This window comes from Flavobacterium sp. (assembly GCF_031381455.1).
Lineage (GTDB): Bacteria > Bacteroidota > Bacteroidia > Flavobacteriales > Flavobacteriaceae > Flavobacterium.
The window spans coordinates 15,866-39,819 of the sequence record NZ_JANMXZ010000043.1 but is presented as its reverse complement, the minus strand read 5'-3'; the positions used below and the strand labels follow the sequence as shown (position 1 = coordinate 39,819).

At 35.1% G+C, this 23,954-nt stretch carries 20 protein-coding genes; 15 read left to right on the top strand and 5 right to left on the bottom strand.

Annotation, left to right across the window (positions count from 1 at the left end):
- The first annotated feature begins 2 nt into the window (after positions 1–2).
- The 8 genes from RMN97_RS10735 (at position 3) to RMN97_RS10705 (ending at position 13,129) form a co-directional block, all read left to right on the top strand.
- Positions 3–1,697 (top strand): LIC_10190 family membrane protein, encoded by a 1,695-nt coding sequence (locus RMN97_RS10735; RefSeq protein ID WP_309614518.1) that lies wholly within the window; start codon positions 3–5, stop codon positions 1,695–1,697.
- Positions 1,690–2,454 (top strand): TIGR02757 family protein, encoded by a 765-nt coding sequence (locus RMN97_RS10730; protein WP_309614517.1) that lies wholly within the window; start codon positions 1,690–1,692, stop codon positions 2,452–2,454. Before RMN97_RS10735 ends, RMN97_RS10730 begins: the two co-directional genes overlap by 8 nt.
- A 314-nt stretch (positions 2,455–2,768) precedes the next feature.
- Positions 2,769–3,944 carry a heparan-alpha-glucosaminide N-acetyltransferase domain-containing protein gene (locus RMN97_RS10725; protein WP_309614516.1) on the top strand — a complete coding sequence of 392 codons (1,176 nt, stop codon included), beginning with the start codon at positions 2,769–2,771 and terminating at the stop codon, positions 3,942–3,944.
- 318 nt (positions 3,945–4,262) lie between these two features.
- Positions 4,263–5,150: an ABC transporter ATP-binding protein gene (locus RMN97_RS10720; RefSeq protein WP_309614515.1), complete on the top strand. Its 888-nt coding sequence runs from the start codon at positions 4,263–4,265 to the stop codon at positions 5,148–5,150.
- Positions 5,151–5,183: 33 nt separating this feature from the next.
- Positions 5,184–8,828, top strand: a complete 3,645-nt coding sequence (locus RMN97_RS10715) for a M1 family aminopeptidase (RefSeq protein ID WP_309614514.1) — start codon at positions 5,184–5,186, stop codon at positions 8,826–8,828.
- A 234-nt stretch (positions 8,829–9,062) separates the two neighbouring features.
- Positions 9,063–9,248, top strand: coding sequence for a Thivi_2564 family membrane protein (locus RMN97_RS12910; RefSeq protein ID WP_409024891.1), 186 nt, complete (start codon positions 9,063–9,065; stop codon positions 9,246–9,248).
- A gap of 323 nt (positions 9,249–9,571) precedes the next feature.
- On the top strand, positions 9,572–11,572 hold the full coding sequence (locus RMN97_RS10710) for a M3 family metallopeptidase (protein ID WP_309614513.1): 2,001 nt from the start codon (positions 9,572–9,574) through the stop codon (positions 11,570–11,572).
- Positions 11,573–11,785: 213 nt separating this feature from the next.
- On the top strand, positions 11,786–13,129 hold the full coding sequence (locus RMN97_RS10705; protein ID WP_309614512.1) for a DEAD/DEAH box helicase: 1,344 nt from the start codon (positions 11,786–11,788) through the stop codon (positions 13,127–13,129).
- 4 nt (positions 13,130–13,133) lie between these two features.
- Here RMN97_RS10705 and RMN97_RS10700 read toward each other — a convergent pair whose 3' ends face one another.
- Positions 13,134–14,237, bottom strand: coding sequence for a lactonase family protein (locus tag RMN97_RS10700; protein WP_309614511.1), 1,104 nt, complete (start codon positions 14,235–14,237; stop codon positions 13,134–13,136).
- Between the two features lie 132 nt (positions 14,238–14,369).
- On the opposite strand from RMN97_RS10700, the gene RMN97_RS10695 reads away from it, so the two are divergent.
- Genes RMN97_RS10695 through RMN97_RS10680 form a run of 4 tightly spaced genes read left to right on the top strand, consistent with a single transcriptional unit; the run spans position 14,370 to position 18,546 of the window.
- Positions 14,370–16,322 carry a BatA and WFA domain-containing protein gene (locus RMN97_RS10695; protein ID WP_309614510.1) on the top strand — a complete coding sequence of 651 codons (1,953 nt, stop codon included), beginning with the start codon at positions 14,370–14,372 and terminating at the stop codon, positions 16,320–16,322.
- Positions 16,319–17,572 carry a dihydroorotase gene (locus RMN97_RS10690; protein ID WP_309614509.1) on the top strand — a complete coding sequence of 418 codons (1,254 nt, stop codon included), beginning with the start codon at positions 16,319–16,321 and terminating at the stop codon, positions 17,570–17,572. The genes RMN97_RS10695 and RMN97_RS10690 overlap by 4 nt, the downstream gene beginning before the upstream one ends.
- 6 nt (positions 17,573–17,578) lie before the next feature.
- Entirely contained in the window at positions 17,579–17,902 is a 324-nt protein-coding gene (locus RMN97_RS10685; protein WP_309614508.1) for a hypothetical protein, read from the top strand.
- Positions 17,902–18,546, top strand: a complete 645-nt coding sequence (locus RMN97_RS10680; protein ID WP_309614507.1) for an alpha/beta fold hydrolase — start codon at positions 17,902–17,904, stop codon at positions 18,544–18,546. The genes RMN97_RS10685 and RMN97_RS10680 overlap by 1 nt, the downstream gene beginning before the upstream one ends.
- A gap of 39 nt (positions 18,547–18,585) precedes the next feature.
- Here the strand turns inward: RMN97_RS10680 and RMN97_RS10675 are convergent, their stop codons facing one another.
- Genes RMN97_RS10675 through RMN97_RS10665 form a run of 3 tightly spaced genes read right to left on the bottom strand, consistent with a single transcriptional unit; the run spans position 18,586 to position 20,390 of the window.
- Positions 18,586–19,074: a hypothetical protein gene (locus tag RMN97_RS10675; protein ID WP_309614506.1), complete on the bottom strand. Its 489-nt coding sequence runs from the start codon at positions 19,072–19,074 to the stop codon at positions 18,586–18,588.
- 19 nt (positions 19,075–19,093) lie between these two features.
- Positions 19,094–19,618, bottom strand: a complete 525-nt coding sequence (locus RMN97_RS10670; RefSeq protein ID WP_309614505.1) for a hypothetical protein — start codon at positions 19,616–19,618, stop codon at positions 19,094–19,096.
- Between the two features lie 4 nt (positions 19,619–19,622).
- Entirely contained in the window at positions 19,623–20,390 is a 768-nt protein-coding gene (locus RMN97_RS10665; RefSeq protein ID WP_309614504.1) for an MBL fold metallo-hydrolase, read from the bottom strand.
- Positions 20,391–20,528: 138 nt separating this feature from the next.
- Between RMN97_RS10665 and RMN97_RS10660 the strand changes: the two genes are divergently transcribed.
- Complete coding sequence (locus RMN97_RS10660; RefSeq protein ID WP_309614503.1) at positions 20,529–21,998, top strand: TonB-dependent receptor; 1,470 nt, start codon at positions 20,529–20,531, stop codon at positions 21,996–21,998.
- Between the two features lie 152 nt (positions 21,999–22,150).
- The gene (locus tag RMN97_RS10655; protein WP_309614502.1) at positions 22,151–22,609 is read left to right on the top strand and encodes a PA2169 family four-helix-bundle protein; all 459 of its coding nucleotides are present in this window, start codon (positions 22,151–22,153) and stop codon (positions 22,607–22,609) included.
- An 82-nt stretch (positions 22,610–22,691) separates the two neighbouring features.
- Here RMN97_RS10655 and bcp read toward each other — a convergent pair whose 3' ends face one another.
- On the bottom strand, positions 22,692–23,144 hold the full coding sequence (bcp, locus tag RMN97_RS10650; RefSeq protein ID WP_309614501.1) for a thioredoxin-dependent thiol peroxidase: 453 nt from the start codon (positions 23,142–23,144) through the stop codon (positions 22,692–22,694).
- A gap of 78 nt (positions 23,145–23,222) precedes the next feature.
- On the opposite strand from bcp, the gene nth reads away from it, so the two are divergent.
- The gene (nth, locus tag RMN97_RS10645; RefSeq protein ID WP_309614500.1) at positions 23,223–23,888 is read left to right on the top strand and encodes an endonuclease III; all 666 of its coding nucleotides are present in this window, start codon (positions 23,223–23,225) and stop codon (positions 23,886–23,888) included.
- Positions 23,889–23,954: the final 66 nt, after the last annotated feature.

Sequence of the window (23,954 nt, the reverse complement as noted above, 5' to 3'; positions counted from 1 at the left end):
GTATGATATTAATTCTACTTAGTTGGCTTTATATTTTCTTCACTGCGTTTAGCATTGGTGTAGCATTTTCTAAAGTAATACGCATCAGGCAGTTTGATATTATAACAACTACTATTTTAGGATTATTTTCTATAACACTTTTAGCTACTATTTGGGCATTCTTTGGAGCTATTGCTATTGGGTTTCACATTGTTTTAGTATTGCTAGCTGTATTCTTTTGGTACAAAAACAAAGCAAGCTTTACTTCTATTTTAAAAGAGACTGTAATTCAATTCAAATCTTACTCTTATCCTGTTAAGATACTATTTGTCACAAGCAGTTTGTTAGTAGTCGCACAAAGCGCCACTTTGCCTTTTATTATTGATAATGAAAGCTATTATATCCAAACTATCAAGTGGCTTAACGAGTATGGTTTTGTCAAAGGGCTGGCCAATTTGCATCTTTTTTTAGGGCAAACCAGCGGTTGGCACATTACGCAAAGCGTGTATAGTTTTTCGTTTCTCTATGACAGATTTAATGATTTAAATGGTTTTTGTATGTTATTGGGAAATTTGTTTGCATTTAAAAAGCTACACACCTATTTCACCAAAGGCAATCGAATGGATTTACTTTTTGGTTTATTACCGTTGACGTATGCCTTCCTGTTTCAGTTTATCAGTTCGCCTTCACCTGATTTTCCAGTATATATTTTTGCCTTTATTTTGTTTTCAATGTATCTCCAAAATGAAGCTGCCGAAGACACTTTCATTATAATTACAATCTTTGCATTGTTTACTGTTTTCATAAAAATTACAGCATTTTTTTTACTGCTGTTTCCTCTAATTTTGTTGCTAAAGCACTTTGCCGTTTTAAAGAAACAGTTGCTTTCAGCAATCAGTTTTAGCGTTTTGGTTTTACTTTTATTTGTTTTAAAAAATACCATGCTCACAGGCTATCCTTTGTTTCCGTTACTGTATTTCAGAATAGATGATTTGGATTATACAGTTCCCATGATTATCATGGATTTTTTCTTTAGCAAAAGTGTAATGCATTCTTTTTATATTGATAATGCTGCTTTTCCTGGCACATCGCTATTGGATCTTGCCAAGCATTACTTTTTATTCAACGGCATGTCTGGTTATATTGGTATTGTATCACTACTAACACTTTTAGTTACGCCAATTATAATCTTCAAAAAGCAATTACCAAAAACACTTTGGACTGTCTATTTTGCTTTTTTAGTATTAGTTGTTTTGTTATGCTTTAGCTCTCCGCAGTATCGCTTTTATGTTTATTTCACTTTGTTCTTTTTGCTTTTAGGTTTGTCGTTGTGGATTACCAACCCCAAATGGATACTTCGTTTCTATGGGTTGAGCCTTATTTTGGTTGGGATTTTAGTTTTTGTTCCGTTGTCCTTTGGAAGCTTGACTGCTAATGCATTACTTTCTCAAAACAGTACGTTCCATTTTAAAAATATACTTGTACCTGAACCAAACTCAAAATGGAAACCCGAATACAAAGGCGGCAGCGTTGGGAATATGTCGTATCATTCTCCTGTTGACACTTCGTTCTTTTGGGTAACCGGTAATGGTGATTTGCCTTGTGTAAATGCCGAACAAGTAAAATATTTTGAACAAGGATTTTTCTATATTCCGCAACAGCGCAGCAGCGATTTAAATGATGGGTTTTATGCTCAAAAAGTGAGCGGACATGAATAAAGCAGAACTCAAAGAATTCCTTGACGAAAAAGTATTTCAGTACAATACCTTAGATTTTATCGAAAGTGACCCAATTCTGATTCCACATCAGTTCAGCTTGAAAGAAGATATTGAAATTGCCGGTTTTTTAACGGCAACCATTGCCTGGGGAAACCGCAAGATGATTATAAACAATAGCAAGCGAATGATGGAACTATTGGGCAATTCGCCCTATGATTTCATTATGGCCCACAACGATACCCAATTGGAAAAGCTTGATGGTTTTGTGCACCGAACGTTTAACACCGAAGATTTTAAAACTTTTATCAAGGCACTACAGCATATTTACAAAACCCATAATGGTCTTGAAATGGCTTTCGCCAAAAACCAACAAGCTTTATCTATGCAACCCGCCATAGCTGAATTCAAAAAACTGTTTTTTGAAATTGCCCACCAGTCACGAACGATGAAACATGTTTCTGATCCTATGCAAGGCTCTGCTGCCAAGCGCATCAACATGTTCCTACGATGGATGGTTCGGCAAGACCAAAAAGGTGTTGACTTTGGTATTTGGAAAAGTATTTCTCCTGCTTCGCTTTCCTGTCCGCTTGATGTGCATTCAGGAAATGTAGCAAGAAAACTTGGAGTACTTACTCGTAAGCAAAATGATGGCAGAGCATTGGCTGAATTAGACACAGCTTTACGACAGTTTGACCCCAATGACCCCGTAAAATATGACTTTGCCCTGTTTGGATTAGGTGTGTTTGAAAGATTTTGATTGCCTGCCTTTTTTAAGGTTTATGGGGATACATAAAAAAGCGAAAGACTTTCATCTTTCGCCTTGCATCAAATTTTCAATTGTTAAACTGTCGATTTATTGCTTAATAAAGATACACCTAAACTTCGTCATATGTTTTTAATTAACACCATTTTAACCCACTGTTAAAATTGAGAACATAAAATAGCCTTTATTGAAATTTGGATTGGTATTTTTATTTTAATTATATTTACCCTGCAGTGAAACCCCAAGTCATTATTTAACCTAGTATTTCAGAGACGCTATCGTTTTTTTAACCACTAACCAAAAACTAAATGACGACAACATTAACCAAGTACCGGATTGAATCTATTGATTTATTAAAAGGATTAGTCATGGTAATTATGGCGTTAGACCATACTCGTGATTATTTCCATTGGTCGGCAATGCAATTTGACCCAACCGATGCTTCCCATTCGACTTTACCCATTTTTTTTACCCGATTTATAACTCATTTTTGTGCGCCTGCCTTTAGTTTCCTTGCTGGTATGTCTGCCTTTATGGTGGGAAGAAGGAAATCAAAAAGTGAGTTATCCGGTTTCTTGTTGAAGCGTGGATTGTGGTTGGTTTTTATTGAACTGACCATCGTTAACTTTTCGTGGTTTTTTGATGTACAGTTTCGAAATCCGGCATTGTTGGTTATTTGGGCATTAGGTGTCAGTATGATTGTATTATCCGCTTTGATTCATCTGCCACGAAAAGCTATTTTATGGTTTAGCCTTATCCTGATTGCAGGACATAATCTTTTAGACAGCTTACATTTTCAGGGCAACGTGCTTTGGAATATATTCCACGAACCAGGCGGGTTTCCTTTATCCAAAGACTATATGTTTTTTGTGGCTTATCCTCTTATCCCTTGGATTGCGGTAATGTCATTGGGTTATTGCTTTGGTACTTTTTATAATGCCGATTATACTCCAGCCAAAAGAAGAAAACTTTTCAATACTATTGGTTTTTCGGCTTTAGCACTATTTGTAGTGTTGCGATTCACTAATAGCTATGGTGATGCTATTCCTTTTACAGACTATCCTACTTTGTCTAAAGATTTGATTTCGTTTTTTAATCCCTCCAAATATCCGCCATCATTGTTATATTTATTGATGACTCTGGGCGTCACCTTAGTATTTCTTGCCAATTCTGAAAACCTTAAAGGTAAAATTGTCAATTTCTTTTCAGTCTTTGGCAGAGTGCCATTCTTTTATTATATCATCCATATTTTTGTTATTCATTTTGCTGCTATGCTTTATGCCCAACTTACAGGTTATGGTGCAGACAAACTAATCCTCGAAGGATGGATAACCGAATTACCGAGAATGAGAGGCTATGGACTTGCCCTAATATGGGTATATGTCATTTGGATTGGCATAATTCTGCTGTTGTATCCTTTCTGCAAATGGTTTGATAACTACAAACAAAACCATAAAGACAAATGGTGGTTAAGTTATTTGTAACTTAATTAAAACCTTCATTTCGAGTGTTTAGAAGAAATGTATCGAGAAGTTCATCATGACAAAAGCTTTTCGATACGATTCCCAAAAGGCAGAATCATTGGAGGTGACGTAAAACAGTAATTTTTTCCAGTCGGAAATTATAAAGGTGTTTTGTACTAGGAATCGCTTATGTTAATAATCTTAGGGATATAAAACTGTAACATCTTTTAGAATATTAAGACTAAAAAAGCATCATTGTCATTTTACTCGATAAACCTTACATTTTCAAAAAAATAACTATCTTTAAAACATTAACCAATCAAAAAATCAATCTAAATTATGGAATTAAAAATCAAGAATTTAAGCAAGACCTATTCAAACGGTGTTCAAGCATTGAAAAATATCACATTAGACATACCTCAGGGTATGTTTGGTCTTTTAGGACCTAACGGAGCGGGAAAATCATCCTTAATGAGAACGCTCGCTACTTTGCAACAAGCTGATTCTGGCTCGGCTACGTTAGGTGATTTAGATATTTTAAAAGACAAAGCCGAAGTGCGAAAAATTCTAGGATACCTGCCACAAGAGTTTGGGGTGTATCCTAAAGTTAGTTCCTATAATATGCTTGATCATATTGCTTCCTTAAAAGGTATTTCAAATAATGGCGAACGCAAAGAATTGGTGGAATCTTTATTAAACAAAACCAATTTGTGGGATGTTCGAAATAAAAGTTTAGGAACCTATTCTGGTGGAATGAAGCAACGTTTTGGTATAGCACAAGCTTTAATTGGTGATCCAAAATTAATTATTGTGGATGAGCCTACCGCTGGTTTAGATCCTGCCGAAAGGAATCGTTTTCATAATTTATTATGTGAAATTGGAGAAAATACGATAGTTATTTTATCGACGCATATAGTGGATGATATTTCTAACTTATGTAATAATATGGCAATTATTTGTTTGGGGGAAGTTGTGGCAAAAGGCAATCCAAATGAATTAACCGAAGGCGTTAAAGGTAGAATATGGACTAAAGCCATTGAAAAAGACGAATTAGTAAATTACAAAACGGATTTACAGGTTATTTCTACACATTTGAAAGCCGGAAAAACCGTAATTCATGTCTTGAGCGATAACAAACCTGATGCTTCTTTTGAAGCCTTTGCAGCCAATTTAGAAGATGTGTATTTTGCTGAAATCACTTCACGTATGGATAGTACTTTAGTGTAATTGTTTAATCTAACCCTGTAAAATTATTCAATTATGTTTAAAGAAATATTCTTATTCGAAATTAGATACAGATTAAAACGACCTGCAACTTGGTCCTACTTTGGTATACTTATGTTGTTTGGATTAATTATGGCTATTGGCGGTAATGGTCCAGCTTCAGAGAAGGTGTTTGTGAACTCTCCTATCGCTATTGCCACTATGTTATCAACCATTAGTATTTTTGGTATTATGCTGGCCAGTGCTATTATGGGCGTTCCCGTATATAGAGATATTGAGCATAAAACCGAGAATTACTTTTTTTCCTATCCCATTACTGAAAAAGGCTATTTGCTAGGCCGCTTTTTTGGATCAATGACGGTACTGTTTATGGTAAGTCTTGGATTGCAATTGGGATTAATTATAGGTTTTATGATTGGCCCATATGCGGGCTATGAGGAACCTGAACGCTTTACAAGCTTTAATCTTTGGTATTATTTACAGCCTACTTTAATGCTGTATTGGACAAATTTTTTCTTTGCAGGATGTATTTTCTTTGCTTTGGTTAGTATGACAAAAAGGGTGATGTTGGCCTATGCTGGTGGTGCCATTTTATTTATCACGTATCTAATTACGTTAACTTTAACGCAAGATATTGAGAACAAAAACTTAGTAAGCTTACTTGATCCTTTTGGTTTAGGCACGTATCAAAATAGTATTCGATACTGGACACCAGAAGAACAAAATACCATGACGGTTCCGTTTCAAGGCATGTTAATTTGGAATCGTCTTATATGGGTTGGTTTGGGAGTTTCAGCATTGCTTTTTACCTTGTTCCGATTTGACTTTATGAAGTTTTTAAATAAAAATTATACTTCAAAAAAGAAAAACGACAACTTAGATGAAGCCAATGTATCTGCTGCCTTTACTAAAATTCCTAAGGTTTCAAAAGTGTTCTCCAAAAGCTTAAATGTTAGATTATTGTTTGATTTAGCCTTTATGGAATTCAAGAACATCGTTAGAGATAACTTCTTTATAGCCATTCTAATGGCTGCCGTGCTCTTCTTGTTTTTTGATGCATGGTTTGGCGCTCCCATATACGGAACACCTTCGTTACCAATGACCTACTATATGTTAGAGATGAAAAATGGTACGTATATCATTCTCATTTTTATCCTTATCGTGTTTATGACAGGTGAAGTATTGCACAGAGAACGCAACGTTAATTATGATCAGATATTTGGTGCGCTTCCTTTACCGAATCGCTTGGTATATGGGTCTAAGTTTTTAGCCTTAGTGATGATTAGTTTTGTTCTAGTTAACATCATCATGTTTAGCGGAGTACTCAATCAAATTCTAAAAGGGTATTTCAATTTTGAATTTAATGTGTACTTCACCGATTTGTATTTAATTGAATTTCCTAAGTACATTATTTTTGTTTTATTAGCCTTTTTTGTGCATTCGTTAGTGACCAAAAAGTTTATGGGACACGTTATTGCTATTGCTATTTGGGTATTCCTTTTTGGATTGAATCAATTAGCCAATGTAGACAACAATTTATACTTGTATAGCTATTCACCAAACTATATAGTATCTGACATGAATGGGTTTGGGCATTTTGCCGAAGCGCTATTTTGGTTTAGAACCTATTGGTTAGCGGGTGGTGGTGTTTTACTAGTTATTGGATATCTTTTCTGGAAACGTGGAACCGATTCAGGCAGAAAGGCACGTTGGCAAATAGCAAAAGAGCGATTAAATGTTAGAACGATATCAGCATTTTTTATTTTGCTTTGCATTTTTATGGGTTCGGGGGGATTTATTTATTACAACACCAAAATTCTAAACAAGTACAGAACAGAAAAAGAAGGAATCATTGGTTCTGCCGACTATGAAAAACAACTAAGTAAGTATGATAAAATTGCGCAACCAAAAGTTATTGATGTAAAAGTGAACGCCGATTTATTTCCTGAAAACAGGTCAGCCAAAATTAAGGTAACCTATAAAATGGTAAATAAATCTAGTGAAACTATCAACTCATTGCATTTGAATTGGGGTCCAGAAGGATTGCTAAAAAAAGAAGTAAATACCTTTACTATTGATGGTACAACTCCAAAACTTACTAAACGGTATGAGGATTTTGGTTATGAAATTTATGCTTTTGACAAACCATTACAACCAAAAGATACCATTACAATGGTTTTACAAGTTACTGGTTCCTATAAAGGATTTCCTAATGAAGGATTTGGTTCTGATATTGTTTACAACGGAACATTTTTAAACAACGGCTTCTTCCCTTCTTTTGGTTATGATGCTCAAGGGGAGCTAACAAGTGACCAAGACAGAAAAAAATACAACTTGCCGATTAAAGATTATCAGTTACCAACACAAACAGATGCTTGGGGATTGAATAATTTGTTATTTAGCGACGATGGTGATTATATCTCTTTTGAAGGAACAGTGAGCACAGCACCCGATCAAATTGGTATTATGCCAGGTTATTTGCAGAAAAAATGGACAGCCAATGGAAGACAGTATTATACTTATAAAATGAATGATGAGTTAGACTTTTTTTATAACATTTCATCGGCTGCTTATGATGTTCATAAAGAAGTTTGGAAGGGCAAAGCTGGCGAAAAAGTAAATATAGAAATATACCATCATCCAACACATGCCTATAATATTGATCGTTTTGTGAAAGGTGTAAAACACTCGATGGATTATTATTCAGAGAATTATGGTCCGTATCAGTACACTCAAATGCGAATATTAGAATTTCCTCGCTATGCCAGTTTTGCACAATCTTTTCCTAATACGGTTCCGTTTGCAGAAAGTTTTGGTTGGGTTGGCGATTTTAGTGATTCAAATGATTTAGATTATGTATATACCGTAACCGCTCATGAAGTTGCCCATCAATGGTGGGGTCATCAAATTACCCCTTCTGCTACTCGTGGTGCCAATCAGATTTCAGAATCTATGGCGGAGTATTCTTCGTTGATGGTCATGAAAAAAGAATATGGCGTAGATGCCATGCAAAAATTTTTAAAAGAAGAATTGGATACCTACTTGCGCAGTAGAGCCAACGAAAGCAAGTTTGAAAAAACATTGATGGACAATGATAATCAGCAATATGTGTGGTATCAAAAAGGTGGTTTGGCACTTTATGGTCTTCAAGATTTAATAGGTGAAAAGAACTTAAACAACGCTTTCAAAGCCTATATGGAAGCCGCGCGATTTAGACAAAAAGCACCTTTCACTACTACATTAGAATGGTATGATTTTATTAAGGCAGCAACGCCAGCTGACTTACAGTATTACATAGAAGATAGTTTCAAGAAGATTACACTTTATTCTAACAAGATTACAAAAGCCTCATATAAAAAAGTGGCTAACGGTAACTATGAAGTAACTCTTGAAGTAGAAAGCTCAAAAAGCTATTTTGATGGTAATGGCAAATTATTGTCTACAGGAACGAAACCTAACTTACTAGAAATTGCAGTATTTGATGATGATACAAAAAACAAACAAGGCATGACTACAAAGGCGCCTTTAGTTATGAAGAAAGTTTGGGTGAAACCAGGGAAATCTACTTTTACATACATTACAAAAAAACTACCCGTAAAAGCAGGTATTGATCCGTATAACAAAATGATAGACCGTATTCCGGATGATAACATAAAGACATTAGAGGAAATTTCAAAGTAACGATTTAAGGTATTGCCTTTTGAAATAGCTTCTCGATTACCAACGCTCTGTTCGGCTTTGCAGCCTCGGGTCATTTTTGTTACATAAAACAACTTGAAGTGACGAATACATGCTCACCTTCTCTTCGAGTGGTTTCATAGGAAATGTGTGAATAATATAAATTATTTGTTCGACAGTGTAAAGCATTTTAGGTAGGTTAGACTACTTTTATATTGAACTTAAAAATCTTAAATTATGCCTTTATTAACTGTACTAATTGTTATTATAGTGGTGGGTGTCTTGCTTTGGCTAGTTAATACTTACCTACCAATGGATCGAAAAATTAAAAGTATTCTAAATGCTGTGGTGGTTATCGTTTTAGTCATTTGGCTTTTAAAAGTGTTTGGCTTATTTGATTCGTTAGGTACCTTACATACATAGGACTTTCCAATTCCGTATTCATCTTTAATTAAATGCAACTGCTAATGCGGGCGTTATGCTCGTATACAGTTGCGTAATAGCTTCGTTCCCATCGTTTAGAGTTATATATTCAATTAATCAATCACTCCTCTTAGCTATTTGGACTAATGGGTTGGTCATAGTTGTCCTTTATAAATACACAATACTCATTTCCAAAAAATCTATTATCTTTAGTGTCCAATAAAACTTATATAAAATTAAACACAATGTCTTTAAAAAATACTTTGCTTTATTTTACGCTTCCTATTTGTTTATTCTCAGTCAACAGTTTTTCCCAGTCCGATATGAAAGCATCCAGCAATCCATTCCTTGTGGGTCGCAATGTAGTTGTTGACTATGCCAAGGTAACTTCACGAAATGTGGAAAACTATGCCGGTCATACTATTTATGCAGTAACCGAAATAGTTGCTGCCATTAAAAAACAAAAAACGGCAAACTTCAACACTATTTTTGGTGCCATGGATGAAGTCAAAAACAAAATGGGTACAGCCAGCAACAATTGCTTTATGCTATATTGGGTTTCTACAGATGCCGCTATTCGTGAGAAAGGCTTAGCCAGTTATCAGTTACTTGATTCATTAGGAACCGTTATTTATTCTGATAAAGGAATTTATGATAAGATGATCGGTTTCAAAAAGTCAGTATCATATAAACAGCTTAAAGGAAATAAAAAGATTTTGGTAGATGATATGATAGAAGGTTTTGAACGTTCGGGAGTTAATCTGAGTGCTGAAAAGCTTGCCAAATACAAAAACCTAACCAAGGAAATAGGCGAACTTTCTTCTTCCTACTCCACTAACATGAACTCCTCTAAAGAAATTTTGACACTTGATGAAAAAGGCGTTGCAGGTTTGCCGGAAAGTTTTAAACTGACCTACAAAGTAGCGGAAGGAACCCGAGCCGCAGGCGAACTGAGCGGAGCTAAATATGAAATTCCAATTATCAACTCAACGAGTGATCCTGTTTTAAGCAATGCGACAACAGAGGAAACAAGAAAGTCCTATTATATTAAGTTTTATAACAGAGCAGCTGATAAAAATCTGGCTATCCTAGATGAAATGGTAAAAAAGCGTGATGAATTGGCCAAACTAATGGGTTATCAAACCTATGCAGCTTATGCCCTAGTTCCAAAAATGGCCGGTAATCCAAAAAACGTTTGGGATTTTCTTAATGATTTGATAAGCCGCTCAAAAGAAAAAGCTAAGAACGATGTGGCACTTTTAGATCTTGAAAAGAAAGTGGAATTAGCCAACCAGGAAGTTAAATTAGAGCCTTGGGATGTTGCGTTTTATAAAAATCAGATAATCAAAAAACAATACCAAATAAACAACGAAGAGCTTCGTGAGTACTTTCCAATGGAAGGATGCCTGAAAGGTATGATGGACATTTATCAAAAGCTGTTGGGATTAGAATTTAAAAAAGTAAATAACCCTTCTGTTTGGAATGATGATGTGGACATGTATGAGGTATATGAAAGCGGAAAACTAAAAGGACGTTTTTATTTGGATTTATTTCCGAGACCAAATAAGGAAACCTGGTTTTATGGCGTAAACATTGTTTCAGGAAAAGGAAAAGAAATACCGGTAGCCATGCTGCTTGGTAATTTTACAAAGCCAACTAAGACACAACCTTCGCTATTGAGTCAGAAAGAGTTGAAAACACTGTTTCATGAATTTGGACATATCATGAACATGATGTCGTATCATGGAGAATTCTCGGCACAGCAGGAATCAAAAGCCGACTTTACAGAAGCCATGTCGCAGATATTTGAAAACTGGGTTTTGGATTTCGGCATTGTAAGTACGTTTGCCAAAAACTACAAAACAGGTGAAACACTTCCACAGGCAACTTTTGATAAAATGCTTGAGTCTAAGAAAGTGGGCTCCGGTTTGGGCGCTATACAAATGCTGCAACGTTGTTTATTCGACATGAATCTGTATGACAAATACAACCCGGCTAATCCTACTCCAACCGATGATATCTGGCAACAAACTAATAAGCAATTGGATGTTATGGATTTTTATGCACAAACGCATTATCAGGCCAACTGGATTCACGTGAATACACATCCTGTATATATGTATGGGTATTTATGGTCTGAAGTTTATGCGCTGGATATGTTTACCCAATTTGAAAAGAATGGCCTTTTGGATACTAAAACCGGTGTGAGATACCGCAAACTAATCCTTGCTAACGGAACACAAAAGGATATTGTAAAAGCGGTCAATGAATTTTTGGGAAGACCATCGGATAATAAGGCGTATGTTAAGAGTTTGGGGCTTTAGTTAATGTAACTCAAATTCCGCCGTCAGTTCGAGTATTTTTTAGGAACGCAGTGGAATAAAAAATGTATCGAGAACACTTCTTTAAAGAGGGTTCTCGATACATTTTTTGTTTGTTCATAAATTCGCTTACGTTCGAGTCACTGCGTAACAAAAAACACTCGAACTGACGTATCGAATAGAATTCCCTATCTTTGCCATCAAATTACACCTATAATGAGCACTTTCGAGCAATTCAATCTTCCTAAATCATTACAAAAAGCCATTGACGAATTGGGGCTGACAACGCCTACTCCAATTCAGGAGAAATCTTTCTCGGTGATTATGTCAGGGCGCGATGTGATGGGAATTGCACAAACAGGTACTGGTAAAACTTTTGCTTATTTATTGCCAATTCTAAAACAATGGAAATTCATAGCAACCGATACGCCACGAATTGTAATTCTGGTGCCAACCCGAGAACTTGTTGTACAGATAGCTGCAGAAGTAGAAAAACTCACACAATACATGTCGGTTAGAACTTTGGGCGTTTATGGTGGTGTGAATATCAATACCCAAAAGAAATCCGTTTATCAGGGAATTGATGTTTTGGTTGGAACTCCGGGTCGTGTAATGGATTTGGCTTTGGATAACGTAATCCGTTTTGACAGTTTGCAAAAACTTGTGATTGACGAATTTGACGAAATGCTGAATTTAGGTTTCAGAACTCAGGTTACTTCCATCCTATCGATGATAAAAGGTAAACGCCAGAACATATTGTTTTCGGCAACCATGACCGATGAGGTAGATGATATGTTGGAAGATTATTTTGATTTCCCTGAAGAAGTTACTTTAGAAAAATCGGGAACACCCTTAGAAAAAATAGAACAATTAGGTTACTTTGTGCCTAACTTTTTGACCAAGATAAACCTAATAGTTGAACTACTAAAAGACGAAGGGTTAGAAAGAATTTTGCTTTTTGTAAACAATAAAAAGACCGCCGATTTACTGGCAGTCAAGCTGGATGAAATCTATCCGGAGCAATTTGGAATCATCCATTCCAACAAATCACAGAACTACCGTTTGCAAACTATGGCTTCCTTCCAAGCTGGTGAAATAAGAGGAATTGTCACTACAGATGTAATGGCTAGAGGTTTGGATATTTCGGATGTAACACACGTTATCAACGTAGAGTTTTCGGAAGTTCCGGAACAATACATTCACCGAATTGGTCGTACCGGTCGTGCAGACAAATCGGGTATTGCAATTAGTTTGATTGGTGCTCATGAGCAGGAAATTCAAATAGAAGCTGAAATGCTTATGGATAAAGAAATCAAGATTTTAGATTTACCAGCAACAGTTGAAGTAGCTACCCGTCTATTGGAATTCGAAAAAGACAGAAAGAAAATGAAGGTCATCCTGAAAACCAATAAATTGGAAGGCGGCGCGTCGTTTCATGAAAAGGCAAAGAAGAATACAAAAGTAAATCTTGGCGGACCATCAAAAACCAAAAAAAAAACCGGTACATCTGTTAATAGAAATATATTGAAAACCAGAGCAGCAAAGAAAAAGAAGAAATAACATCCTACTCAAAAACAAGGCAAACTGGAGAACATAAAGCAATTCGTTTACCTGAATCAGTTAATGTGCCTCTAGTCTTATCAATAGTAAAGATTACGACATCGTTGGTGTATTGATGTGCCACCAAAAGAAACTTTCCTGATGGATCAATAGCAAAGTTACGTGGTCCTTTGCCAAGAGTACTTGTAGTCTGAAGCAATTTTAGCTTTCCGTTCTTTTTAATTTCGAAGCAACTTATTGTATTTGCATCTCCTCTATTAGTAGCATATAAAAACTTTCCATCGGCTGTAATATGAATATCTGCGGCAGCTGTTTTACCCTTAAACTTTTTGGCAACAATCGTATTCTCTTGAAGTAATTTCAATTCGCCATTATTATTTTTAAATACCAATAACGAACCATCTAATTCATTAAGAAGATAAACAAACTGACCATTAGGACTAAAAGTAAAATGTCTAGGTCCACTCCCATTTTTGACTCTTAAAAAATTGCTAAACTCTAATACATCCTCAACACCATCTGGATTGTAGCGATATACATAAATATAATTCTTTCCTAAATCACTAGCGATAAGGTACTTTTTATCCGCTGTAAACTGTAGCATGTGCATATGTGAGACTTCAGGCTTATCATCACTAGCACTTTGAACATTCTGCTTTATAATTTGTTTGAACCTGCCAATAGTTCCATCATCATTTTTATTAAAAACAGTAATATTTCCACCACTGTAATTGGCAACGAAAACATATTTATCATCATTAATGATATGGCACGGGTCATTCCCTTCAGAACTTTTCGAGTTCAAAAACTGCAGGTTTCCACTGTCTGAATAAAAATGAAACGCGCTCACCTGACTGTCATTGCCATTTTCATTTACACTGTAAACATATTTCTTATCCGCTGAAAAGGTCAAAAAGCTTGGATTTACAATACTTTTTGTAGCCGCCTTTAATTGAACATCTCCCGTATCAGTATTAAAATAATAGACATACATTCCGCCGCTTACACAGGTGTTTGTGTAGGTACCAATAATTAAATTATTGCGACTTTGTTGGGCATTTGTACTCAGACAGAAAATAACGGAAAATAAGGCGGAATATTTTATCATATGAATAGCTTTTAACGAAAGACAAAAATAACAGATAGGTTGTGAAAGTACATTTAATAATTTAAAAAAAATATTACCATGAACACTGAACACTGAACGCTTTTTACTATTTTTGACAAATCTTTATAAATAATGCAGTTCAAACACCCAGAGGTCCTTTACTTTCTTTTCTTATTGGTCATCCCAATTCTGGTTCATTTATTTCAACTGCGTCGCTTCAAGAAAGAATATTTCACCAACGTACAATTCCTAAAAGAACTTTCGGTACAAACCCGAAAAAGCTCTACCATCAAAAAATGGCTGTTGCTTTTGACACGTTTATTGCTGCTTACCTTTTTGATATTGGCTTTCGCCCAACCATTCTTTGCTGCCAAGGACAGTAAAAAGAACACGAACGAAATGTACATCATACTCGACAATTCCTTTAGTATGCAGGCCAAAGGCAAAAAAGGAGAATTGCTAAAGCGCGCCGTTCAGGATTTACTGGAACATACTCCCGAAGCACAGAACTTCTCTTTGATTACCAATTCTGATAATTATTGGAACACCGATATCAAGGCCATTCAAAAAGATTTGCAGGACTTGAAATACAGTGCATCCGCATTTCGTTTGGATAACTTGATTGCCAAAGTCAATGCGCGCAAATCAGCTTTCAACAAAGATATTATCGTAATTACCGATGCTGTAGGTTTAGTAACCAATCAAACCAAAAGCTTTAGAAAAGAAGATAACATATACTTCATCATTCCCGAAGCGGAACAAAAAAACAACATCGCCATTGATAGTGTTTATATTCAACAAACATTGGACAGCTTTTATGAAATTGGTATAAAGTTATCTGCAAATGGGGAAGACTTCAAGGATATTCCAATTGCTTTGTACAATAAAAATAAGATGGTAGCTAAAACCATTATCAATTTCAATGACAATGGCAATAGCAATATTCAAACTATTAAATTTACGATTCCAAAGGAAGATTTTCATGGCTATGTTTCGATAACTGACAAAGGGTTAGCATATGACAATACGTATTATTTCAGTATATCAAAACCAAGCAAAACCAATGTAATCAGCATTGGCGAGACCGATAAGAGTAATTTCCTGGCGCGTATTTATACGAATGATGAGTTCAATTACAACAATTTCCCGATAGCGAATTTGGATTATAATCAGTTAGAAAAACAAGATGCGATTGTGTTGAATGAATTATCAGATATTCCACAAGCCTTGCAAACTACACTAAAATCTTTTGTTACAAAAGGCGGAAACCTGGTTGTCATTCCCGCGCAGGAAAACAATATAACTGCATTGAATTCGTTTATGTCCAACTTTGGTAGTCCCGAAGCTTCGGGACAATTCAAAACCGCAACACAAGTTGAAAAGAAAGTGACGAAGATTAATTTTAATCATCCGTTATTCAGTTCGGTATTTGAAAAGAAGACTGATAATTTTCAATATCCGACGACTAAAAAAGCGTTCGGATTGAGCAGTACAACGCCATCGATATTGACTTATGATGATCAAAGCCCGTTCCTGACTTCGTTGCCAAATGACTTATCTTCAGTTTATGTTTTTGCGGCACCAATTAACAAAACCAACAGTAATTTCCAAAACTCGCCACTAATTGTTCCGACCTTCTACAATATGGCACAGAGCAGTCAGAAAACTGGTGTAAATGCACTTATCATTGGAGAAGACCAACCTTTTGTAGTCGATGCTTTGTTATCAAAAGATGAGATTCTAACGATAAAAAACAGTTCAGAAAGTTTTATTCCCGTACAACAATTGTTGAACACGAAAGTCAAAATGACTTTTAATGAAAGTCCAACAGAAGCTGGAAATTTTAGTATCTTTAACGGAACGAATCTGGTACAAAACATCAGTTTTAATTATAATCGTACCGAAAGTAATTTGTCATTGGCAAACCCTGATGCCGCAAACAACTTTAAAGAAATTGATGATATTGAAACCGTATTCAATACCATTCAGACCGATAGAACCGACACGCAAATCTGGAAATGGTTTGTGATTTTAGCCTTACTCTTTTTAGCATTAGAACTACTCATTCAAAAATTTGTAAAATGAACCTAATCCTCCGAAAAGCTACGATTATTGACCCACAAAGTCCGTTTAATAATCAAAAAGTTGATGTGAAAATTACGAATGGCATCTTCGAGAAAATTGGAGTCTTATTACCAAAATCGGATACACATCAGGAATTTGAACAACAAGACCTTCATATTTCTCAAGGTTGGTTTGATACCAGCGTTTCCTTTGGCGAACCGGGTTTTGAAGATAGAGAAACCATAGCCAACGGATTGGAAACTGCCGCTAAAAGTGGATTTACAGGTATTGCTTTGCAACCCAACTCCTATCCTATCATCGACAATCAATCACAAGTTCATTTTGTAAAACAAAAAGCTAAAGGTTTTGCTACCGAATTATTCCCGATTGGCGCTTTGACCAAGGCAAGTGAAGGAAAAGATTTAGCCGAACTCTATGATATGAAAAACGCAGGCTCGGTTGCTTTTGGAGATTACGGAAAGAGTTTGTCAAATGCAAATCTGATGAAAATTGGCTTGCAATATGCACAGGATTTTGACGCATTAGTGATAGCGTTTTGCTTAGATGAAACTATCAAAGGGAATGGTGTTGCCAATGAAGGTATCGTTTCCACACGATTAGGATTAAAAGGAATTCCCAACTTAGCAGAAGAACTTATTGTTACCAGAAACTTATTCTTACTGGAATATACAGGCGGAAAATTACACATTCCAACAATTTCAACAGCTAAATCGGTAGCACTAATTAAAGAAGCGAAGAAGAAAGGATTGAACGTTACGTGTAGCGTTTCAGTACATCATTTAGTTTTGACGGATGAAAAACTAGAAGGATTTGATTCGAGATATAAAGTTACGCCACCATTGCGAACCGAAGAAGATAGAAAAGCATTACTTGCCGGAATTAAAGACAACACTATTGACTGCATCACAAGCGACCATAATCCGATTGACATTGAAAACAAAAAGATGGAATTTGATTTGGCTAAAAACGGAACCATTGGTTTGGAAAGTGCTTTTGGGGCATTGCTAACTGTATTGCCTTTAGACAAAATAATAGAAAAATTAACTTCTGGTAAAGTTATTTTAAATCTTGAAAGTCAAGAAATTGCAGCTAAAAATAAAGTTTCGATTTCACTGTTCACAACTACTGATAATTGGACATTTAGTAAAGAACATATATTATCAAAATCAAAAAACACAGCTTTCCTTGGACAACCAATGAAAGGGAAAGCTATCGGAATTTACAATCAAGGAAAATTAATTTTATCATAAAAGGGTATGGAAAATTTTGAAAAATCAAAAAATACGGCAATCGTTGCGTACTTAACCATTATTGGAAGTGTGATTGCTATTTTTATGAATCAGGAAGAAAAGAGGAGCGATTTTGCTTCTTTTCATATTCGCCAAGCGTTAGGATTATTTATATCGTTCTTTTTGCTGGGCTATTTTGTGGGTTATGCCAATAGCTGGACAGCAACTTCAGCCTTTTACATCTTTTATTTTATCCTTTGGATTTATGGATTTTCGGGAGCATTACAAGGTCAAAAACGAGAGTTACCTGTAGTAGGAGCATTTTTTCAATCTACATTTAAAAGTTTGTAATGAGTTTATCGCTTCACCACTTAGTCAGAGAACCAAAAATAAAATTGGATAAAAACCCTTTACTCCTATTGCTTCACGGTTATGGCAGTAATGAAGAGGATTTATTTTCGTTTGCTACTGAACTTCCGGATGAATACTATGTGATTTCTGCTCGTGCGCCTTATGACATGATGTATGGAAGTTATGCTTGGTATGCGATTAATTTTGATGCTGATGAAAATAAGTTTTCTGATATTGTTCAGGCGCAACAATCCAGAGATAGTATTGCTAATTTCATTGATGAATTGGTTGCTACTTATCCTATTGATTCAGAAAATGTGACACTGATTGGTTTTAGTCAGGGTTCGATTTTAAGTTATGCTGTGGGATTATCTTATCCAGAAAAAGTACAGCGATTAGTAGCCATGAGTGGTTATTTGAATACTGAAATTGCTGCAAAAGGTTTTGCAACAAATGATTTTAGTAATATGAAAATCTTTGCTTCACATGGAAATGTTGATCAGGTTATTCCGGTAGAATGGGCACGAAAATCAATACCTGTTATAGAAAGTTTAGGGATTCCCGTTGTATATAAAGAATATCCTGTAGGACATGGAGTTGCACCGCAAAACTTCTTTGATTTTAAAAATTGGTTGCAATCATAAAAACAAAAAAAATCCAGATTGATTTCAATACCTTTTCTACTATTGTTGTGTATCCGTTTCTATTTCCTTTTTACCTATTTCACCATCGCCGGAAAACATATTCACAGCACCTTTTTTGAGTACATATCCTTTCCAAGGTACGAGTTGCCAATCCTTTAAAATCCATGGTTTGCCTTCAGCTCCTCTTGTTAGAACTATAGAAGCGGTATCTTTTGGAAGAAAAACTTCAGCTTGACTGGCATCTTCGTTAAACAATACATAAGCGCTCAAAGTTTCGTCCTGATTATCCTGTTTGCCCGTTGGATTTAACTGAATACCCGAAAAACCTTTTACACATTCCTTATTCACTTTTGACCATACATAACCGGCAGAAGCTAAACAACCATTTTCGTCCTTATCATTAACCATGGTTGAGTCTTTTGTAGTTACAGCAACAGTAGGTTTTTCGTTTGCATCATCTTGCTGATCGATTAGTCTGCAGGAACTAACTATTAGTACTGTCATTAAAAGCGTGGTTATTTTTTTCATACTCAAATGGTGTTAAATACTAATTTAAATTAGCAGGATATAAATAAGAATTCATTATTTCAAATGAAATACTGCCATTCTCTTCAACAAAATATTTCAACAACACTTCTCCCCAAAGTTGTCCATTACTATAATTAGCAATTACCCATCGATGATTTAAAAGCTTTATACTATTGATGATAAACTTTTGATTGCTCATCTTAACTTGGTCTGTATATTTATTTCCTTCCGGGCTATCATTATAACTCAAAAGCGCTTGTTTTACTTTCTCAGCAAAAGCAGGAACATCATTTATTTTGTTGCTTTCATACAAATAGTTTTGCGCTCTATCGTTGTTTTCTAAAGAAAAAGCATTAGCATCATTGAGTTTATTATACAAATGCGTGATACTGTCAGACAAAACTTTAGAAGTAATCAATGTATCAGCATTCGATTCTGTTGTTGCTTTTTGTTCACTACTTTCTTTTGATGTAAAATATTTATAAGTAAAAATATTCATCAAAACTGCAATAATAAAAAGATATAAAAAAAGTGATTTTCTCATAAAACTAAAGCGTAATTGTTAAATTGTCATAAGCCAAAAAGACATTTTTCGGCAATCGTTGTTGAACTTCTTTATGAAAACCCAAGAGATGACTGATGTGTGTCAAATAAGCTCTTTCGGGTTGAACCAAATGTATAAAATCTAATGCATCCTGCAAACTAAAATGTGTTTGATGTGGTTCTTCGCGCAAAGCATTCACAACCAATGCCTTTGCCCCTTTTAGTTTTTCAATTTCAGCATTATCGATAGTTTTTACATCGGTTAAATATACAAAATCCTGAATTCTATAACCAAAAACCTGAAGGTTTCCGTGATTGACTTCCACAGGTGTAATTTTAGTTTGCCCAATTTTAAAATCTTCATTATTATTTACAGCAAACATTTGAACTCCGGGTGCGCCCGGATACTTGTTTTCAGTTTCAAAAATATAATCAAATCGCCTGTTTAGGTTTTCTAAAACTCGCGAATGCCCATAAACTGGTATATCCTTTTTCTGTCTAAAGAAAAAAGGTCGAATATCATCCAAGCCTGCTGTATGATCAGCATGCTCATGTGTAAAAAGTATGGCATCGAGTTTTTCACAACCAGAAGATAGCATTTGCTGCCTGAAATCGGGACCGCAATCAATGACTACCGAATTATCATCCCAAGTAATCCAAACCGAAACACGTAATCTTTTATCTTTTGAGTCAGCACTTTTACAAACAGGATGATTACTCCCTATTACAGGAATACCTTGTGAAGTCCCGGTGCCAAGAAAATAAACTTGCATAATAGCACGGTTTTTGAGGTTTATTTTTAAAGTACTTATAAAAGTAATTTTTTTAATGTAAATAATTACAAAATTAGGAGTTAATTATCTTTTATAAAAATAGGTATTTTAGTAACTTTGCAAAGTATTAAACTTCTTATGGAAAGATCAGATTCATATATAAAATTAAAAGGCGACAAAGTTATCGAGCAAGTTCCTTCATTGAAGGACAAAGCAATGCGAATTAACTTTAACGAAAATATCTACGGAACTTTTGCGGAAATTGGCGCCGGCCAAGAAACAGTAAGACATTTTTTTAGAGCTGGTGGTTCATCTGGAACCATTGCAAAAGCAATGTCTGCTTATGATAAAGATTTTAGTGACGCTATTTATGGGATTGAAGATGATGGTAGATATGTGACTGAAAGTCGTTTAAAAAATATGTTAACTCACGAAGTTGAATTGATTGAAAAACGATTAAGCAGAGACAAACACCCTAACAAAATGTTTTTCAGTTATGCCAATACCGTTTCTACTATTGATTTTGCAAAACAATTCAAAGGTCATGGTTGGGTTGGAATAAAATACCAAGTTGAAGCTGAAGAAGATTACAACGAAATCACATTACACATCCGTTTTAAAGAAAATGATGCCCGATTACAACAGGAAACTCTAGGAGTACTTGGTGTTAATTTGATTTTTGGTGCGTTTTATAAATACAATGACCCAAAAAAATTATTGCGTTATTTATACGACCATTTAGATAAAGACCAACTTGAGATTGATACAATCAACTTTTCAGGACCACGTTTTGCCAATGTTGATAATCGATTGATGAGTTTGCAATTAGTAAAAAATGGCATGACCGATGCGGTGATGTTTGGTCCGGACGGACAAAATATTCTTCCTGCTTCAATTCTTTACAAAAAAAATATCTTAGCGCTACGAGGAAGTTTTCGTCCGGTTACTCAAGTAAATATGGACATGTATGAGAGATCATTGAAAATGTTCTTGGAAGAAAGTAAAGTTGAAAAAGAAAATGCCTTAGTAGTTTTTGAAATTACTTTATCAAATTTACGCTCTGAAGGTGAAATTGATGAAAGAGATTTTATGGATAGAGCTGAATTGTTATGTGCGTTAGGCCAAACCGTAATGATTTCTAATTTCCAAGAATATTATAAAGTGGTTGAATATTTTGCTAGTTACACCAAAGCCAGAATGGGATTAGCAATGGGAGTGAATAATTTGGTTGACATTTTTGACGAAAAATATTATCGCCATTTGAGTGGTGGAATTCTGGAAGCATTCGGAAAATTATTCTATCGTGATTTAAAAGTTTTCTTGTATCCAATGGAAGATGAAACTGGAGAAATAATTAATTCCCAAAACCTAAAAGTGCATCCACGAATGAAAGAATTGTACAAATTCTTTGCTTATAACGGAAAAGTAGTTGATATCACTGATTTTGATAAAGGACACCTTAAAATTTTCTCTCGAGAAGTTTTAAAAATGATTAGCACCGGAACTTCAGGTTGGGAAGAACTACTTCCAGAAGGGATTGCAGAAATAATCAAGAAACACCAACTTTTTGGGTATGACCCTAACAGAGTATTACAGAAAATAGTATAAGTAATTACTATATAAATGATAAATCCGGATTGTGAAAGCAGTCCGGATTTTTTTTAACAGTTAATCATGTAAGTATCCACTAGGATTTTGTAACACAAACTTGAACAACGAATACCAACTTTGTATTTATAAATTAAATAAAATTAAATACTATGGAAACTGCAAAAACAATTGATGTACTAAACGAATTGATAACTATAAACAATGATAGAATTGAAGGTTATCAAACTGCTTCAGAAGAAACAGACGAGCAAGATTTAAAAACTTTGTTTTCAGGCTTTATCAGAAACAGCCAAAAATGTAAAACCGAATTAGAAGGTGAAGTAAACCGATTAGCAGGCGAAGTTGCTGAAGGCACTAAAACATCTGGAAAATTCTTCCGTGTGTGGATGGATGTAAAAGCAGCACTAACGGGAAAAGACCATAAATTAATTCTCGACTCCTGCGAATATGGTGAAGATGTTGCAAAAGGCACTTATGAAAAAGTATTAAAAGATGACTTGCAAGAATTGACATCTGAACAGCAAAATATGATAAGAGATCAGCATTCTGTTATAAAAGCTGATCATGACAAAGTAAAATCAATGAGAGATGCTTTGGTAACTTCATAGATATACGAACAAAATTTTGCTATGAAAAAGAAAATTCCGATAGGTTTACACCGTCGGAAATTTTTTATATAATTAAAGATATTTACTTCAATATCTGAGCTGCATGTGCTTTAGTCTTCACATCGGTAATTACTTCATCTATTATTCCATCTTCGTTGATCACAAAAGTGGTTCTGCTTATACCTTCATATTCTCTTCCCATGAATTTTTTTGGTCCCCAAACGCCAAAGGCTTCAATAACCGATTTATCTTCATCTGCCAATAAAGGAAAAGGAAGTTTGAATTTGTCTTTAAATTTGCTTTGAGCTTTAGCACTGTCAGCACTTACTCCAAGTAATTCATAATTGTTAGCTTTAAAACGTTCAAAATTATCTCGTAAATCACAAGCTTCTGCTGTACATCCAGGTGTATCCGCTTTTGGATAAAAGAAAACTGCCAACTTTTTTCCGGCATAATTTTCTAATTGGTGAAATTTATTGTCTTGGTCAAACCCTGAAAAATCGGGTGCTTTGTCTCCTTTTTTTAGTGTTGTCATTTTTTAAAGTTGCTGAATTACTGAGTTATTAAGTAGGTGAGTTTTATTTAGTATTTTTACAAATCAAATTTAGTTAAAATGACCAAACAAGAACGTGCAACAGTTGTTATAAATACGTTAAAAGAAATTTATCCGGAGATTCCGATTCCACTTAATCATAAAGACCCATATACTTTACTCATTGCCGTTTTGCTATCGGCTCAATGCACTGATGTTCGTGTCAATCTAATTACTCCTATCCTATTTGCAAAAGCTCATAATCCTTATGATATGGTGAAACTTTCTGTAGAAGAAATCAAAGAAATCATCCGACCATGTGGACTTTCACCAATGAAATCAAAAGGCATTCATGGATTGTCGGAAATATTAATCGCAAAACATAACGGTCTTGTTCCACAATCATTTGAAGCTTTAGAAGCGCTGCCAGCTGTTGGGCACAAGACAGCTAGTGTGGTGATGTCACAAGCTTTTGGAGTTCCGGCTTTTCCTGTAGATACGCATATTCATCGCTTGATGTATCGCTGGAATTTAACCAACGGAAAAAATGTTCAGCAAACCGAAAAAGATGCCAAAGCTATTTTTCCAAAAGAACTATGGAATGATTTACACCTTCAAATTATTTGGTATGGAAGAGAATATTCTCCGGCAAGAGGCTGGAATATAGAAAACGACCCAATTACCAAAATCATTGGGAGAAAATCGGTGTTGGAAGAGTATTATAAAAAAACATCCCGTATCGTTTAAACGAGACGGGATGTCTTAATTAGCAATGAGATCGAAATTAATATTACCAATCTTAACAATATTTAA

Excerpts from the sequence above, each read along its gene's own strand:
- RMN97_RS10675 (WP_309614506.1), bottom strand. The coding sequence starts at position 19,074 with ATGAAAAAAATAACCACGCTTTTAATGACAGTACTAATAGTTAGTTCC.
- RMN97_RS10720 (WP_309614515.1), top strand. The coding sequence starts at position 4,263 with ATGGAATTAAAAATCAAGAATTTAAGCAAGACCTATTCAAACGGTGTT.
- RMN97_RS10680 (WP_309614507.1), top strand. The coding sequence starts at position 17,902 with ATGAGTTTATCGCTTCACCACTTAGTCAGAGAACCAAAAATAAAATTG.
- RMN97_RS12910 (WP_409024891.1), top strand. The coding sequence starts at position 9,063 with ATGCCTTTATTAACTGTACTAATTGTTATTATAGTGGTGGGTGTCTTG.
- RMN97_RS10705 (WP_309614512.1), top strand. The coding sequence starts at position 11,786 with ATGAGCACTTTCGAGCAATTCAATCTTCCTAAATCATTACAAAAAGCC.
- RMN97_RS10655 (WP_309614502.1), top strand. The coding sequence starts at position 22,151 with ATGGAAACTGCAAAAACAATTGATGTACTAAACGAATTGATAACTATA.
- RMN97_RS10715 (WP_309614514.1), top strand. The coding sequence starts at position 5,184 with ATGTTTAAAGAAATATTCTTATTCGAAATTAGATACAGATTAAAACGA.
- bcp (WP_309614501.1), bottom strand. The coding sequence starts at position 23,144 with ATGACAACACTAAAAAAAGGAGACAAAGCACCCGATTTTTCAGGGTTT.
- RMN97_RS10685 (WP_309614508.1), top strand. The coding sequence starts at position 17,579 with ATGGAAAATTTTGAAAAATCAAAAAATACGGCAATCGTTGCGTACTTA.
- RMN97_RS10695 (WP_309614510.1), top strand. The coding sequence starts at position 14,370 with ATGCAGTTCAAACACCCAGAGGTCCTTTACTTTCTTTTCTTATTGGTC.
- RMN97_RS10710 (WP_309614513.1), top strand. The coding sequence starts at position 9,572 with ATGAAAGCATCCAGCAATCCATTCCTTGTGGGTCGCAATGTAGTTGTT.
- RMN97_RS10730 (WP_309614517.1), top strand. The coding sequence starts at position 1,690 with ATGAATAAAGCAGAACTCAAAGAATTCCTTGACGAAAAAGTATTTCAG.
- RMN97_RS10665 (WP_309614504.1), bottom strand. The coding sequence starts at position 20,390 with ATGCAAGTTTATTTTCTTGGCACCGGGACTTCACAAGGTATTCCTGTA.
- RMN97_RS10725 (WP_309614516.1), top strand. The coding sequence starts at position 2,769 with ATGACGACAACATTAACCAAGTACCGGATTGAATCTATTGATTTATTA.
- RMN97_RS10735 (WP_309614518.1), top strand. The coding sequence starts at position 3 with ATGATATTAATTCTACTTAGTTGGCTTTATATTTTCTTCACTGCGTTT.
- RMN97_RS10690 (WP_309614509.1), top strand. The coding sequence starts at position 16,319 with ATGAACCTAATCCTCCGAAAAGCTACGATTATTGACCCACAAAGTCCG.
- RMN97_RS10700 (WP_309614511.1), bottom strand. The coding sequence starts at position 14,237 with ATGATAAAATATTCCGCCTTATTTTCCGTTATTTTCTGTCTGAGTACA.
- nth (WP_309614500.1), top strand. The coding sequence starts at position 23,223 with ATGACCAAACAAGAACGTGCAACAGTTGTTATAAATACGTTAAAAGAA.
- RMN97_RS10660 (WP_309614503.1), top strand. The coding sequence starts at position 20,529 with ATGGAAAGATCAGATTCATATATAAAATTAAAAGGCGACAAAGTTATC.
- RMN97_RS10670 (WP_309614505.1), bottom strand. The coding sequence starts at position 19,618 with ATGAGAAAATCACTTTTTTTATATCTTTTTATTATTGCAGTTTTGATG.